The sequence below is a fragment of the Mesorhizobium sp. M8A.F.Ca.ET.202.01.1.1 genome, from assembly GCF_004791595.1.
In the GTDB taxonomy this organism is placed as follows: Bacteria; Pseudomonadota; Alphaproteobacteria; order Rhizobiales; family Rhizobiaceae; genus Mesorhizobium.
This window is the reverse complement of record NZ_SRUN01000011.1, coordinates 124982-137586: the sequence shown is the minus strand read 5'-3', so window position 1 is coordinate 137586 and position 12605 is coordinate 124982. Positions and strand designations below refer to the sequence as shown.

At 64.6% G+C, this 12605-nt stretch carries 14 protein-coding genes; 11 read left to right on the top strand and 3 right to left on the bottom strand.

Annotated elements, in window-relative coordinates; genetic code table 11:
• Positions 1-7 precede the first annotated feature (7 nt).
• The 4 genes from EN845_RS23165 (at position 8) to EN845_RS36785 (ending at position 3933) form a co-directional block, all read left to right on the top strand.
• Complete coding sequence (locus EN845_RS23165) at positions 8-517, top strand: hypothetical protein (RefSeq protein WP_245511785.1); 510 nt, start codon at positions 8-10, stop codon at positions 515-517.
• Positions 514-1269 (top strand): SDR family oxidoreductase, encoded by a 756-nt coding sequence (locus EN845_RS23160; protein WP_127276285.1) that lies wholly within the window; start codon positions 514-516, stop codon positions 1267-1269. Before EN845_RS23165 ends, EN845_RS23160 begins: the two co-directional genes overlap by 4 nt.
• 24 nt (positions 1270-1293) lie before the next feature.
• Positions 1294-2700, top strand: a complete 1407-nt coding sequence (gene lpdA / locus EN845_RS23155) for a dihydrolipoyl dehydrogenase (RefSeq protein WP_127872823.1) — start codon at positions 1294-1296, stop codon at positions 2698-2700.
• Between the two features lie 456 nt (positions 2701-3156).
• Positions 3157-3933: a DUF2867 domain-containing protein gene (locus EN845_RS36785; protein ID WP_348629804.1), complete on the top strand. Its 777-nt coding sequence runs from the start codon at positions 3157-3159 to the stop codon at positions 3931-3933.
• A 3-nt stretch (positions 3934-3936) separates the two neighbouring features.
• On the opposite strand, the gene EN845_RS23140 is transcribed toward EN845_RS36785, so the two are convergent.
• Together EN845_RS23140 and EN845_RS23135 are read right to left on the bottom strand one after the other, a co-directional pair.
• A complete protein-coding gene (locus EN845_RS23140; RefSeq protein WP_127276291.1) occupies positions 3937-5007 on the bottom strand; it encodes a TraB/GumN family protein in 1071 nt (356 codons plus the stop codon).
• A 374-nt stretch (positions 5008-5381) separates the two neighbouring features.
• A complete protein-coding gene (locus EN845_RS23135; RefSeq protein WP_127872824.1) occupies positions 5382-6320 on the bottom strand; it encodes a tyrosine recombinase XerC in 939 nt (312 codons plus the stop codon).
• Positions 6321-6435: 115 nt separating this feature from the next.
• On the opposite strand from EN845_RS23135, the gene rimM reads away from it, so the two are divergent.
• A complete protein-coding gene (gene rimM / locus EN845_RS23130; protein ID WP_127276297.1) occupies positions 6436-7035 on the top strand; it encodes a ribosome maturation factor RimM in 600 nt (199 codons plus the stop codon).
• Positions 7032-7730 (top strand): tRNA (guanosine(37)-N1)-methyltransferase TrmD, encoded by a 699-nt coding sequence (gene trmD, locus EN845_RS23125; RefSeq protein ID WP_127872825.1) that lies wholly within the window; start codon positions 7032-7034, stop codon positions 7728-7730. The genes rimM and trmD overlap by 4 nt, the downstream gene beginning before the upstream one ends.
• On the opposite strand, the gene EN845_RS23120 is transcribed toward trmD, so the two are convergent.
• The gene (locus EN845_RS23120) at positions 7712-8464 is read right to left on the bottom strand and encodes a sulfite exporter TauE/SafE family protein (protein ID WP_127281190.1); all 753 of its coding nucleotides are present in this window, start codon (positions 8462-8464) and stop codon (positions 7712-7714) included. The genes trmD and EN845_RS23120 overlap by 19 nt on opposite strands.
• A 338-nt stretch (positions 8465-8802) precedes the next feature.
• Here EN845_RS23120 and rplS point away from each other — a divergent pair, with 338 nt between their 5' ends.
• The 5 genes from rplS (at position 8803) to EN845_RS23090 (ending at position 12552) form a co-directional block, all read left to right on the top strand.
• Positions 8803-9351 carry a 50S ribosomal protein L19 gene (rplS, locus tag EN845_RS23110; RefSeq protein ID WP_096451662.1) on the top strand — a complete coding sequence of 183 codons (549 nt, stop codon included), beginning with the start codon at positions 8803-8805 and terminating at the stop codon, positions 9349-9351.
• Positions 9352-9790: 439 nt separating this feature from the next.
• Positions 9791-10204 carry an organic hydroperoxide resistance protein gene (locus EN845_RS23105; protein ID WP_127276798.1) on the top strand — a complete coding sequence of 138 codons (414 nt, stop codon included), beginning with the start codon at positions 9791-9793 and terminating at the stop codon, positions 10202-10204.
• Entirely contained in the window at positions 10201-10701 is a 501-nt protein-coding gene (locus tag EN845_RS23100; protein ID WP_127872826.1) for a MarR family winged helix-turn-helix transcriptional regulator, read from the top strand. Before EN845_RS23105 ends, EN845_RS23100 begins: the two co-directional genes overlap by 4 nt.
• Before the next feature lie 168 nt (positions 10702-10869).
• Positions 10870-11667: a transporter substrate-binding domain-containing protein gene (locus EN845_RS23095; RefSeq protein WP_127276794.1), complete on the top strand. Its 798-nt coding sequence runs from the start codon at positions 10870-10872 to the stop codon at positions 11665-11667.
• Between the two features lie 75 nt (positions 11668-11742).
• A complete protein-coding gene (locus EN845_RS23090) occupies positions 11743-12552 on the top strand; it encodes an amino acid ABC transporter permease (protein ID WP_127276792.1) in 810 nt (269 codons plus the stop codon).
• The last annotated feature ends 53 nt before the right edge of the window (positions 12553-12605 follow it).

The window sequence follows — 12605 nt, the reverse complement described above, 5'->3', positions numbered from 1 at the left end:
GCCAATGATGGCCCGTTTGCTTGGGCTCGCCGGACCGGTCGTGCTGGTGGCCGGCATTCTCGCGCCTGTTGCAAATGCCCAGGCCGCCTGTCCAATCGAGCTTGCCGTTTACGGCGATGCACAAAGTGGCGCCGAGATCGACTTCACCCCGACAGGCACCTCGGCCACAGTCACCAACACGTTTCGCTTGATCCTCGACAACAATGTGGTGCTGAACGGCATCGTCATGTGGACCCAGGACGTATCGCGGCCAAACGGCGCGCTGATGTACAAATGCCCGGAGGGTGACGTGACCGGCGCCGAGCTTGCCGCCTGCACGCTGTGGAACGGCGTCATCTATACGGCCGATGACAAGGGCGCTGTCGGCCTGTTGCCGGCCGAGGGCGTAGAGGCGCCAAAGACGCTGATCCTGCCCGATCTCGGGCCAGTGCTCAGGCAATCCCGAGCCTACGGCGGCGGCACCGGCTTCTCGAAAGTGCCCTCGGATGTGTTCTCGATGAAGGGGTGCCAGGAATGACCACGATGCAAAAAGTGCTGCTGGTCACCGGCGGCAGCCGCGGCATCGGCGCCGCTATCTGCCGGCTCGGAGCCAAGGCCGGCTATCGTGTCGCGGTCAATTACGCCTCCAACAAGGCTGCCGGCGATGCGCTGGTTGCCGAGATCAGGGCCGGCGGCGGCGACGCTGTTGCCGTCAGGGGCGATGTCGGCAAGGAAACCGACATCGTGGCCATGTTCGGCGCCGTCGACCGCGCCTTTGGCAGGCTCGATGCCTTCGTCAACAATGCCGGCATCGTTGACGTCAAGGCGCGCGTCGACGAGATGGATGTGTCGCGGCTGGAGCGCATGATGCGCATCAATGTCGTGGGCTCGTTCCTGTGTGCCCGCGAGGCGGTCAAGCGCATGTCGACGCGGCATGGCGGTTCGGGCGGTGCGATCGTCAACATCTCGTCGGCGGCGGCGACGCTGGGTTCGCCCGGCGAATATGTCGACTACGCCGCCTCCAAGGGCGCCATCGACACCTTCACCATCGGGCTTGCCCGCGAGGTGGCTCTGGAAGGCATCCGCGTCAATGCGGTGCGGCCTGGCATCATCGACACCGAAATCCACGCCTCCGGCGGCCAGCCCGACCGGATCGAACGGTTCCGCGACCTGCTGCCGATGAAAAGAGCCGGTACCGCGGATGAAGTCGCCGGCGCGGTCCTCTATCTTTTATCCGATGCCGCGTCCTATACGACGGGCGCGATCCTGAATGTCAGCGGCGGCCGCTGAGCCCCAAGCAAAAGGGAAACAAACATGGCTTATGACGTGGTTATCATCGGCTCTGGACCGGGCGGCTATGTCTGCGCCATCAAGGCGGCGCAGCTGGGGCTGAAGGTCGCCGTGGTCGAGAAGAACGCCACCTTCGGCGGCACCTGCCTCAACATAGGCTGCATCCCGTCCAAGGCGCTGCTTCATGCCTCGGAGATGTTCGCCGAGGCCGGCCATTCCTTCGACACGCTGGGTGTCGAAATCCCGGCACCCAAGCTGAACCTGAAGAAGATGATGGCGCACAAGGATGCGACGGTGGCGGCCAACGTCAACGGCGTCGCCTTCCTGTTCAAGAAGAACAAGATCGATGCCTTCCGCGGCACCGGCAAGGTGGTCGCCGCCGGCAAGGTTTCGGTGACGGCCGAGGACGGCAAGGTCGAGGAGATCGAGACCAAAAACATCGTCATCGCCACAGGCTCCGATGTCGCCGGCATTCCCGGCGTCAAGGTCGATATCGACGAGAAGGTCATCGTATCGTCGACCGGCGCGCTGGCGCTGGCCAAGGTTCCGGAGCGGCTGGTTGTGGTCGGCGGCGGCGTCATCGGGCTCGAGCTCGGCTCGGTCTGGGCGCGGCTCGGCGCCAAGGTCACCGTGGTCGAGTTCCTCGACACCATCCTGGGCGGCATGGACGGCGAGGTGTCGAAACAATTCCAGCGGCTGCTTTCCAAGCAGGGCTTCGAGTTCAAGCTCGGCGCCAAGGTCACCGGCGTCGCCAAGGCCAAGAAGGGCGCTGTCGTCACCTTCGAACCGGTCAAGGGCGGGGCTGCCGAAACCATCGAGGCCGACGCCGTGCTGATCTCGACCGGGCGCCGCGCCTTTTCAGACAGCCTCGGGCTGAAGGAAGCGGGTGTCGAGGTCGACGAGCGCGGCAGGGTCAAGACCGACGGGCATCTCAGGACCAACGTGCCCGGCATCTATGCCATCGGCGATGTCATCGCCGGGCCGATGCTGGCGCACAAGGCCGAGGACGAGGGCGTGGCGGTGGCCGAAACCATCGCCGGCCAGGCCGGCCACGTGAACTATGATGTCATTCCGAGCGTCGTCTACACCAGTCCGGAAATCGCCTCGGTCGGCAAGAGCGAGGAGGAGCTGAAGAAGGCCGGCATCGACTACAAGGTCGGCAAATTCCCCTTCACCGCCAACGGCCGCGCCCGCGCCATGCTGCACACCGACGGTTTCGTGAAGATCCTCGCCGACAAGCAGAGCGACCGCGTGCTCGGCGTGCATATCGTCGGCTTCGGCGCCGGCGAGATGATCCATGAGGCGGCGGTGCTGATGGAGTTCGGCGGTTCGTCGGAGGATCTGGCCCGCACCTGCCACGCGCATCCGACGATGTCGGAAGCGGTGAAGGAAGCGGCGCTGGCCACGTTCTTCAAGCCGATCCACATTTAGGGTTGTCTTGATATTCAGGTGATGCCGGCCTGCGAACGAAGGGTCGGTTCGGCCTGCCCTGAATCTCAAAACACCCCGTGCTCGTCGCCCAAAACAAAACGGCCCGCCATTCGGCGGGCCGTTCGTCTTTGATATCGAGCCGATCAGTTGGCCGGTGCCGGAGCCGGTGCCGGAGCTGGCGCGGGGGCCGGCGCGGGCGCTGGTGCAGGAGCCGGGGCGGGCGCGGGCGCCGGTTCGGCTGGCTTGGCCGGTTCGGCAGGCTTCATCGGTTCAGCCGGCGCGGGTGCCGGGGCCGGGGTGCTCGCCGCTGGCGGCTCGGCGGGTGCCGGGTGCTCGCCGCTTCTTCCGAAAACGTAATACGCGACAATCGCCAGAATAACGACGACCAGCGCAATCAGCCAAGGGCTGCCGCCGCCGCCGCCGCTTGGCCTAGGAGTGTCGTTTGGTGTGTTCGCCATGAAAGTGTCCTCCGTGGATGAAAATTATCAATCAACAGACATCAACGCGCTATCGTTGAACAGGTTTCACGCTAGCGAAGGGACACGCCGAAAATACGACGGGCAGATCCGCCAGTTGCCATCCGACTCAATTGACAGCGGCGACAGTATAGCCGGCTTTACGAAAATCCTCGACCAGTCCCTCTGGATCGGGAAGTGCGGCGCGCCGACCGCGATGAACGCGTCGGTCAGGCGGCGTTTCGCCACGCAGCCAGCCACACCAGCGGATGCTATCGTTGGTTACGAGGGATTTGCCGGTATGACGCCCACTGCACGGACTTTTCCTGATCCCGAAGGTGCTCTTGCCGGCGCTCAGTTCGCCGACCGATATGTGCTGATAACCGATGGCCTTGCCCTGACCGCCATTGGCGCGGCCGAACGCGTGCTGGGGCGGACACCGGGATGGGTCGGCCTGCTGACGCAGCTGCGCAACCTCGCGGTCAGGCCATTTGGGCTGAAAACGGGGGCGGAACCCGACGCGCCGCCGGAAAGCAGGATCGGCATATTTCCGCTCATCAGCCAGGCACATGGCAGGGTCGTCCTTGGGCTGGACGACCGGCATCTCGATTTCCGCATCCTGGTGGAGGTGAACGATCTCGGCGCGGGCCGGCAGGAGGTGGCTGCGTCGACGATCGTGAAGACGCATAATCTGCTTGGGCGGACCTATCTCGCCATCATCATGCCGTTTCACCGCATCATCGTTCCGGCGATGCTGGCTCAGGTCCTGATCAAATAGGGCTTAAAGCCCCACCGCCGTGACGGTATAGCCGGCTTTGCGGAAATCCTCGACCAGTCCCTCGGGACCGGGAAGATGCAGCGCGCCGACCGCCATGAAGGCGTTGCCCTTGGCCAGGATCGGCCCGGCATGATCGACCATCACCTTGTTGCGGCTGGTGATCATGGTCTCCTCGAAGGCGGCGTAGCCCGCAGGGTCGTTCTGCTCGTCGGGCATGGCGGCGCGGAACAGCGGCCAGAACATGCCGGTGTCGCCACGCTGGTAGAGCACGATCATGGTCTCGTTGATGTCGTTGACCTTGTCGCCCAGCTTCAGCGTGTCGACCAGACCCTTCATGTGAAAGGCGAGCGGCAGCGAAGCCATGGCGCGCAGCTGGCTCTCGGCTGTTTCCAATCCTTCCACCGGCTTGCCCGCCGCCTTGGCGCTCTCGGCCAGCTTGACGTCAAGCACCGGCGCTCCGCTGGACTGGCGGGCGAGTTCGCAAGCCGGAAGCGCCATCATGGCCGACAGCATCCACGGCTTCATCTTGGCGACCGTTGCCGGCGGGATGCCGCGCGCGTCGAGCGCGGCGTTCATGGCTGCCGCCTCGTCCGGCGACAGCAATGACGACAGCGTCGTGGAGTCGGTGAACATCATCAGGTCCGGCTCCTTCAGCATCGCCGTCATCATCTTCTGCTTGTCGAGCACGTCGGTGGTCTCGATGATGAGGGTGCCGGCGGCGTCAAAGGCCTTCTGTGCATAGGCCGGCAGCGTGGTGACGCGCGGATCGGTCATGTGCATGGTGCCGAACAGGTAGGATGGCTGTTCGCCTGATTTTTCCAGCTTCCACAGCAGACCCTTGCCGTTGAGCGTGGCAGCGGCCTCTGCCTCGATCTTGTCGTAGGTGGCGGGGCTGCCCTTCTGCAAGGCCGACAGCATGTCGGCGCCAGTGCAGGTCGGGATTTCCGCGTGCGCCCTGCCGGCCGCGAACAGCAGGACAGCAAGGAAGGATAGGAAAAACAGCACGTTGAGCGCGACAAGCAGCTTCAGCGAGATGGAAGCTGCACGGTCGGCGATGGCGATGACGCGTTTCATGGTCCCATTCCTAGGACCGAAAAGCGGCAAAACCGTTAATTGGCGTTGTGAAATTGTCTTTGAGCGCATCCGGGTGTCGACGCAGAAGTCTCGGTTGATCACCCGCGCGGGGCATGAAATGGTTTGGCGTTGGCGGAAACGCCCCCGACTTCGTCATCCACGGGCGGAGCAAGGAGCGTAGCGACGCGGCGCAGACCCGAGGATCCATGCCGGGACTCTCGAGCGCCGCTACGGTTCAGAATTCTGCTCCGCCGCATCCTTCGACAATAGTCACGGAATGGATCCCAGGGTCTCCGCGACGGAGCTTCGCTCCTGCTTCGCCCAGGGATGACGACGTTGGGGAGGCGTCGGCTAATCGCGACTTGTGGTGCCGTTCACGCCCTCGGGTGGGCCTGCTCATAAATCTCCAGCAGTCTCGTCGTGTCGACGCCGGTGTAGATCTGCGTCGTCGACAGGCTGGCGTGGCCGAGTAATTCCTGGATGGTGCGCAGATCGCCGCCTCGGCCGAGCAGATGAGTGGCGAAGGAATGGCGCAAGGCATGCGGCGTCGCTGTATCGGGCAGGTTGAGCGCCGAGCGCAGTTTTGCCATGTCGCGCTGGATGATGGCCGGGTTGAGCGGGCCGCCGCGCGCGCCCCGAAACAGCAACTCCTTTGGATCGAGATGGTAGGGACAGAGCCGGCGGTATTCGGCGATAGCCCTGAGCGCGACCGGCAGCACCGGCACCAGCCGCGTCTTGCCGCCCTTGCCGGTGACGCGCAGCACGGTGTCGGCTTCAGATGCCAAATCGGCGGCGCTGAGGCCAAGCGCTTCCGAAATGCGCAGGCCCGAGCCGTAGAGCAGCGTCAGCACGGCGGCGTTGCGGGCGGCGATCCAGGGTTCTTCGGCCAGTTGACCCTCGACGGAGACCACCTGCCTGGCATCGCTCGCCGTCAGCGGCTTGGGCAGCGATTTGGGCTGGCGTGGCGCCCGCAGGGCCGCGGCGCCCGCCGCATTGGCCAGGCCTCGCCGTTCGAGGAATCGCAGCAGCGAGCGGATGCCTGCCAGCCCGCGGCCGAGCGTGCGAGCGCCGGCGCCGGCATTGCGCCGGGCGGCGAGGAAGCCGCGCAGATCGGCCGGGCGCAGATTGGCGATATCGGAAATGCCGGGCGGTCCGCCGATATGGCCGGTGAGGAAGTGCAGGAACTGGCGAGAATCGCGCTCATACGCCTCGACGGTTTGCGGCGACAGCCGGCGTTCGCGCGCCAGCATCTTCAGCCAGTTTTCACGCGCCGCCTGGAGATCGGGTTTTGCCGGTATGAGGAATTCCTGCATCGGGTCTGTTCCGGTTCGCGGTCATTTTCCGGCAGCCGGGTTAGGAAGCGGTGAAGAGCCCGTCATTGAAATGACGGCGGGGCGGCGCTAGAGCAGGGACAAAGGATTTTTCGCCATGAGCAAGCTCCAAAACCCCGTCCAGATGGCCGTGATCGGTGCCGCCCACGGCATCAAGGGCGAGCTCCGGGTGAAAACCTTCACCGGCGATCCAATGGCGCTGGCAGACTACGGGCCGCTCTACGCCAGGGACGGCCGTGCCTTCCAGATCACCGACATAAGGCCCGCCAACACCGTTGTCGTGGTGCGCTTCAAGGGCGTCAGCGACCGCAACGCGGCCGAAGCGCTCGCCGGCACGGAGCTGTTCGTCGACCGTTCGATGCTGCCGGACGATGGCGAGGAGGACGAATTCTACCATGCCGACCTGATCGGGCTGGAAATCCGGGATGATACCGGTGCTGCCATCGGCAAGGTCGTCGCGGTGCACAATTTCGGCGGCGGCGACATCCTCGATGTGACGCTCGCCGGGCGCAAGGGCGTGCTGATCCCGTTCACGCAGGCCGCCGTGCCTGCCGTGTCGATCGCCGAGGGGTTCGTCCGCGTCGACCCGGTGGCGGCCGGCCTGGTCGAGGACGAGGATGGCGAGGCGCCGCGCGAGGACGATTTCGATCCCAAGGGCCGGCCGCGCGGACCGCGTGACGCCGGGGGCAACCGGTGAGCTTTGCCGCGTCGGTGCTGACGCTCTATCCCGAGATGTTTCCGGGCGCGCTCGGCCTGTCGCTGGCCGGGCGGGCGCTGGAGGCGGGCACCTGGTCGCTTGATGCGATCCAGATCCGCGACTTCGCCACCGACCGCCACCGCACCGTCGACGACACGCCGGCCGGCGGCGGCGCCGGCATGGTGATGCGCGCCGATGTGCTGGCGAAGGCGATCGACCATGCCTCGCCGCCGGGAGATGCGCGCCCCCGCCTGCTGATGAGCCCGCGCGGCAAACCACTGACGCAGGCGCGCGTGCGCGAACTCGCCGCCGGGCCGGGCGCTGTCATCCTGTGTGGCCGCTTCGAAGGCGTCGACCAGCGGGTGATCGACGCGCGGGGCCTAGAGGAAGTCTCGATCGGCGATTTCATCCTGTCGGGCGGCGAACCGGCAGCACTCGTGCTGCTCGACGCGGTGGTGCGGCTGTTGCCCGGCGTGATGGGCAATGCGGTCTCCGGCGAGGAAGAGAGTTTCGAGAACGGCCTGCTCGAACATCCGCATTACACGCGGCCGCAAGAGTTCGAGGGCAGGCCGATTCCGGACGTACTGATCTCCGGAAATCACAAGAAGATCGCCGAATGGCGGCGGGACCAGTCAGAGCGGCTGACGAAGGAGAGGCGGCCCGATCTTTTGAGCGCTCAGCCCTTGGTGAAATAGTAAAAAGCCAGAAACAGGCCGACGGCGACGACGAAGCCGCGCACCGCGTTCTGCGGCACGCGCTTGGCGATCCAGACGCCGGCATAGCCGCCCAGCGCTCCGCCCGGGATCATGACGATCGCCTGCGGCCAGGCGACGACACCGCCCGAGACGAAGACGACGATGGCGACTGCCGCGATGACCACGGCCAGCATGTTCTTCAGCGCGTTCAGCCGGTGGTAGTCGCCGGCCTGGGTCAGACCGAGCGTTGCCAGCATCATCACGCCCATGCCGGCGCCGAAGAAGCCGCCATAGATGGCGGTGATGAACTGCGCCAGCGAACCGGCGAGCGAGCCCACGGCCGCTTCGTGTCCGGCTTTCGGCGCCGGCTTCAGCCATGGTCCGGCGGCAAACAGCGCGGTCGCGCCCAAAAGCAGCCATGGCACCAATGCCCGAAAGGATGGATTGTCGAGCGCGAGCAGAATCAGCGCGCCGGCCATGGCGCCGATGGCGGAGATCAGGCAGAGCAGCAGCGCGCCGCGCCAGAAGTGCCTGATGTCGTCCCAGTAGGCGAGCGTCGAGGTGATGTAGCCGGGAAATTGCGTTACCGAGGAGGTGGCGTTGGCGACGATCGGCGGCACGCCGATCAATGTCATGGCGCCAAAGGTGATGAAGGTGCCGCCGCCGGCGACCGCGTTGGCGGCGCCTGACAGAAAGCCCGCCAGGAAGAGCAGGATGGCATCGAAGACTGACATGGAAGGCCGCCGTGAAGAACTGTGCTATTTCTGGCTTAGGAAGCTTGCCGGACCGGCGCAACCCGGCACGACAGGATTACGATGGTGCCATGCCGGGAGCCATGCCGGCAAAAAATGCATGGCCAAGGCGTGACAAAGCGCCGAAATAGCTGTATGTGCCCGCCCGTACCGGCAAGAACAATCTTCCGGACCCGTCAACAATGACGGTGTAGTCGCCCCTGTCCGATGTTTTAAAGACAATTGTCTTGGAGACAAAGGGCATAGCCGAGCGGTCAATGGAACGGCAAGGCAAGCGTAGGGCGCTCTGACTGTCGGAAGAACAAGAAGTGGATTTCAAGATGGATCTCATCCGTCAGCTCGAGGCCGAACAGGCCGCCAAGATCGAAGCCAAGCGCAAGCTTCCCGAATTCCAGCCCGGCGACACCGTGCGCGTCCAGGTCCGCGTGACCGAAGGCACCCGCACCCGCGTCCAGGCCTATGAGGGCGTCGTCATCGCCCGCGCCGGTTCCGGCTTCCAGGAAAATTTCACCGTCCGCAAGATCTCCTATGGCGAAGGCGTCGAGCGCGTGTTTCCGGTGTTCTCGCCGATGGTCGAAGGCGTCGAGATCGTGCGCCGCGGCAAGGTGCGCCGCGCCAAGCTCTATTACCTGCGCGACCGTCGCGGCAAGTCGGCCCGTATTTCGGAAAACACCGGCGTGCGCGCCCGCAAGCTCAACGATGAGGAGCGCGATGCGCTGAACGCCGAGAAGGCCCGCATCGAGGCCGAGAAGGTCGCCGCCGCCCAGGCGCTGGCCGCCGAGACGGCCGCCAAGGAAGCCGCCGAGAAGAAGGCGGCCGCCGAGGCCGAAGCAGCCAAGGCCGCCGCGGAAGCCACTCCGGCCGAATAAGGTTTCGGAAATCCATTCAAAAGGCGGCTTCGGCCGCCTTTTTCGTTTTGGCGAACAGCCAGGCATTCTACCGTGGTTCTTCGTGTTTACGGACACCTTGGCGATTGGCCGAGACATCTGTGTGTCGTCATCCACGGGCGAAGCAAGGAGCGAAGCGACGCGGCGCAGACCCGAGGATCCATGCCGCAACTTCTGAGCGCCGCTACGGTGCAGAGCTGGCTCCGGTGAGCGCGACCCCATCTGAACCGCTGTGCTAGGTTGACCATCACGGCATGGATCCTAGGGTTTCCGCGACGTCGCTTCGCGACTGCTACACCCTAGGATGACGAAGTCTGGGATTCCCATCCTCTAAGATAGCGAAAACACAGCGGCAGGGAGCTTGACGCCTGATTATATTGTGTACTAACTAATCGTGTACAAATTAATTGGAGACTACGATATGGCACTCTACACCACACAGGCTCGCGTCACCGGCGGCCGCGCCGGCCATGGCGAGACCGCTGACGGTTTGCTCAAGGTCGACCTGGCGATGCCCAAGGAGCTCGGCGGGCCGGGCGGCGCCACCAATCCCGAGCAGCTCTTCGCCATCGGCTATGCCGCCTGCTTCGAAAGCGCCGTCCGCTTCGTCGCGCGCAAGCAGAAGCTGCCGCTCGCGGATGCCGCGGTAACCTCCACGGTCAGCCTGCTTCCCAATGGCGAGGGCTTCAGGCTCGGCGTCGCGTTGGCGGCGGAGACGAAAGGCCTTGATCAGGCGGCCGCGGAAGCGCTTGTATCGGCGGCGCATCAGATTTGCCCCTATTCGAACGCCATCAGGGGCAATGTCGAAGTGGCGCTTTCGGTAAAGGCGGTATGACGGCAAAGGTCGAAACGAAAGCCAGCGAAGTCCCGGCGGAAGCCGCCGGGGCGATCCCCGTGCCACGGCTCGATCAGCAGCTCTGCTTCGCGCTCTATTCGGCGAGCGGGCTGATGACTAAGCTCTACCGGCCGCTGCTCGATCCGCTTGGCCTGACCTATCCGCAATATCTGGTGATGCTGGCGCTGTGGGAACGCGCGCCGAGCACGGTGGGCGACCTTGGCGAGGCGCTCGGCCTGGATTCGGCGACGCTGACGCCGCTGCTCAAGCGGATGGAGGCGGGCGGGCTCGTCACCCGCCGGCGCGATGCCGCCGATGAGCGCCGGGTGCTGGTCGAGCCGACGGCCAAGGGCCAGGCCCTGCGCGCGAACATGAAGGATGTGCAGACCGCGCTCGATTGCGGCATGCCGCTGGAGCGGACCGAGCTCAAAACCCTACACGGCACGCTCACCCGCCTGGTCGCGGGATTGCGCGAAGCCACGATTGACCAAGATTGATCGCGGCAAGGACTGTCCTCAAAACCGCCTCCCAGAAGCACGGGAATCCACGTTGACGCGTAACGTCGCAGTGGACCCGTCTTGCAAGGCGCTTGCGGAAAGCTAAAGTCGGCGCTGGATTTTCCTGCCGCGCCGGCATCGCGCGGCCAATCATTTCGGGGGTGTGTCGTGACAAAATCAAAATTGCTGCTGGCCGGCCTGTTGGCTCTGGTCCTGGCGCCCGTTGCCGCCTTCGCGCAGGCGCTGCCCGATCTCGGCGGCAAGAAGGTGGTGGTGGTGACGGAAAACGCCTATCCGCCGCTGCAGTTCATCGATGCCAAGACCGGCAAACAGATCGGCTGGGAATATGACGCGATGAACGAGATCGCCAAGCGGCTCAATTTCAAGGTCGAGTACCAGAACACCTCCTGGGACGCGATGATCCAGGCGGTTTCCGACAACCAGTACAACATCGGCATGACCGGCATCACCATCAAGGACGACCGCAAGGAGAAGGTGGATTTCTCCGATCCCTACATGCGCTCGGAACAGTTCATGCTGGTGCGCGGCGATGAAAGCCGCTTCACCGACGCCAAGACCTTCGGCGCCTTCAAGGACGGACTGATCGGCGCGCAGGCAGGCACGACGCCGTTCTACACCGCCGTCTACAGCGTGCTCGACGGCAACGAGCAGAACCCGCGCATCAAACTGTTCGAGACGTTCGGGGCCACGGTACAGGCGCTGAAATCCGGCGACGTCGATGTCGTGCTGACCGACGGCACCGCCGGCAAGGGCTATGTCGACGCTTCGGCGGGCAAGCTGAAGCTGATCGGCGGCCCGCTCGGCACCGAGGATTTCGGCTTCATCTTCCCCAAGGGGTCGGACCTGGTGAAGCCGGTCAACGCCGCGATCGCCGCGCTCAAGGCGGATGGCACGCTGGATGCGCTGAACAAGAAGTGGTTCCTTGATTACAAGATGGGGCAGTGAGCCCATCTTGGTGCGCGCAGTGGATTTGCAGGAAATTGCGCTGACTCGGCGCGATTTCCTTTCCGGCGCCTTTTGATGCCATCCGCATCCACCACCAAACCCGAATTCCCCTGGTGGCTGGCCGTCGCCGCCATCCTTGCCTTGGCGGCGGCGCTGTTCATCGCCACCAGCGATCTCTACGCCCAGGTCTTCGCCACCGTCGCCAAGGGTATCGGCATCACCGTCTTCGTCACCGTCGTTGCCTTCGCCATGGCGTCGGTCATCGGTCTCGGCATCGCGCTGATGGGCCTGTCTGCTTCAACCTGGCTGCGGCAGATCGCGCGCTTCTATGTCGAGATCATCCGTGGCGTGCCGATCCTGGTGCTGCTGTTCTGGATCGCGTTTGCCGGCGCGCCGGCCTCCGTCGCGGCCTGGAACGCGCTGACCGCGCCGCTGCAGAATGCCGGCCTGTTCGGCGAGCTTCTGGTGCGCGACGTGTCGTTGCTGTGGCGCGCCATCATGGCGCTGACCATCGGCTATTCGGCCTTCATCTCGGAGGTCTTCCGGGCCGGCATCCAGTCGGTCGAGAAAGGCCAGATAGAGGCGGCGAAGGCTTTGGGGCTGAGTCGCGCGCAGCGCTTCCGGCTGGTCGTGTTCCCCCAGGCGATCCGCACCATCCTGCCGCCGCTCGGCAATGATTTCGTCGCCCTGGTCAAGGATTCCTCGCTGGTCTCGGTGCTCGGCGTCGCCGACATCACCCAGATGGGCAAGGTCTATGCGGCCGGCTCATTCCGCTTCTTCGAGACCTATTCGATAACGGCCTATATCTACCTCATCCTCACAGTCGGCCTTTCGCTGGCGCTCAGGACGCTGGAGCGGCGTTTGCGCCGCCAGCAGGAGGAATAGTTTTTCGGCAAGGACAGCGTTAGGCTCGGCTGCTGACCGGAGGAGGAGCTTGC

Coding starts and splice junctions, on each gene's coding strand:
- EN845_RS36785 (WP_348629804.1), top strand. CDS start 3,157: ATGAAAGTGTCCTCCGTGGATGAAAATTATCAATCAACAGACATCAAC.
- EN845_RS23105 (WP_127276798.1), top strand. CDS start 9,791: ATGGCACTCTACACCACACAGGCTCGCGTCACCGGCGGCCGCGCCGGC.
- EN845_RS23160 (WP_127276285.1), top strand. CDS start 514: ATGACCACGATGCAAAAAGTGCTGCTGGTCACCGGCGGCAGCCGCGGC.
- EN845_RS23165 (WP_245511785.1), top strand. CDS start 8: ATGGCCCGTTTGCTTGGGCTCGCCGGACCGGTCGTGCTGGTGGCCGGC.
- EN845_RS23135 (WP_127872824.1), bottom strand. CDS start 6,320: ATGCAGGAATTCCTCATACCGGCAAAACCCGATCTCCAGGCGGCGCGT.
- EN845_RS23120 (WP_127281190.1), bottom strand. CDS start 8,464: ATGTCAGTCTTCGATGCCATCCTGCTCTTCCTGGCGGGCTTTCTGTCA.
- EN845_RS23140 (WP_127276291.1), bottom strand. CDS start 5,007: ATGAAACGCGTCATCGCCATCGCCGACCGTGCAGCTTCCATCTCGCTG.
- EN845_RS23100 (WP_127872826.1), top strand. CDS start 10,201: ATGACGGCAAAGGTCGAAACGAAAGCCAGCGAAGTCCCGGCGGAAGCC.
- rplS (WP_096451662.1), top strand. CDS start 8,803: ATGGATCTCATCCGTCAGCTCGAGGCCGAACAGGCCGCCAAGATCGAA.
- rimM (WP_127276297.1), top strand. CDS start 6,436: ATGAGCAAGCTCCAAAACCCCGTCCAGATGGCCGTGATCGGTGCCGCC.
- EN845_RS23090 (WP_127276792.1), top strand. CDS start 11,743: ATGCCATCCGCATCCACCACCAAACCCGAATTCCCCTGGTGGCTGGCC.
- lpdA (WP_127872823.1), top strand. CDS start 1,294: ATGGCTTATGACGTGGTTATCATCGGCTCTGGACCGGGCGGCTATGTC.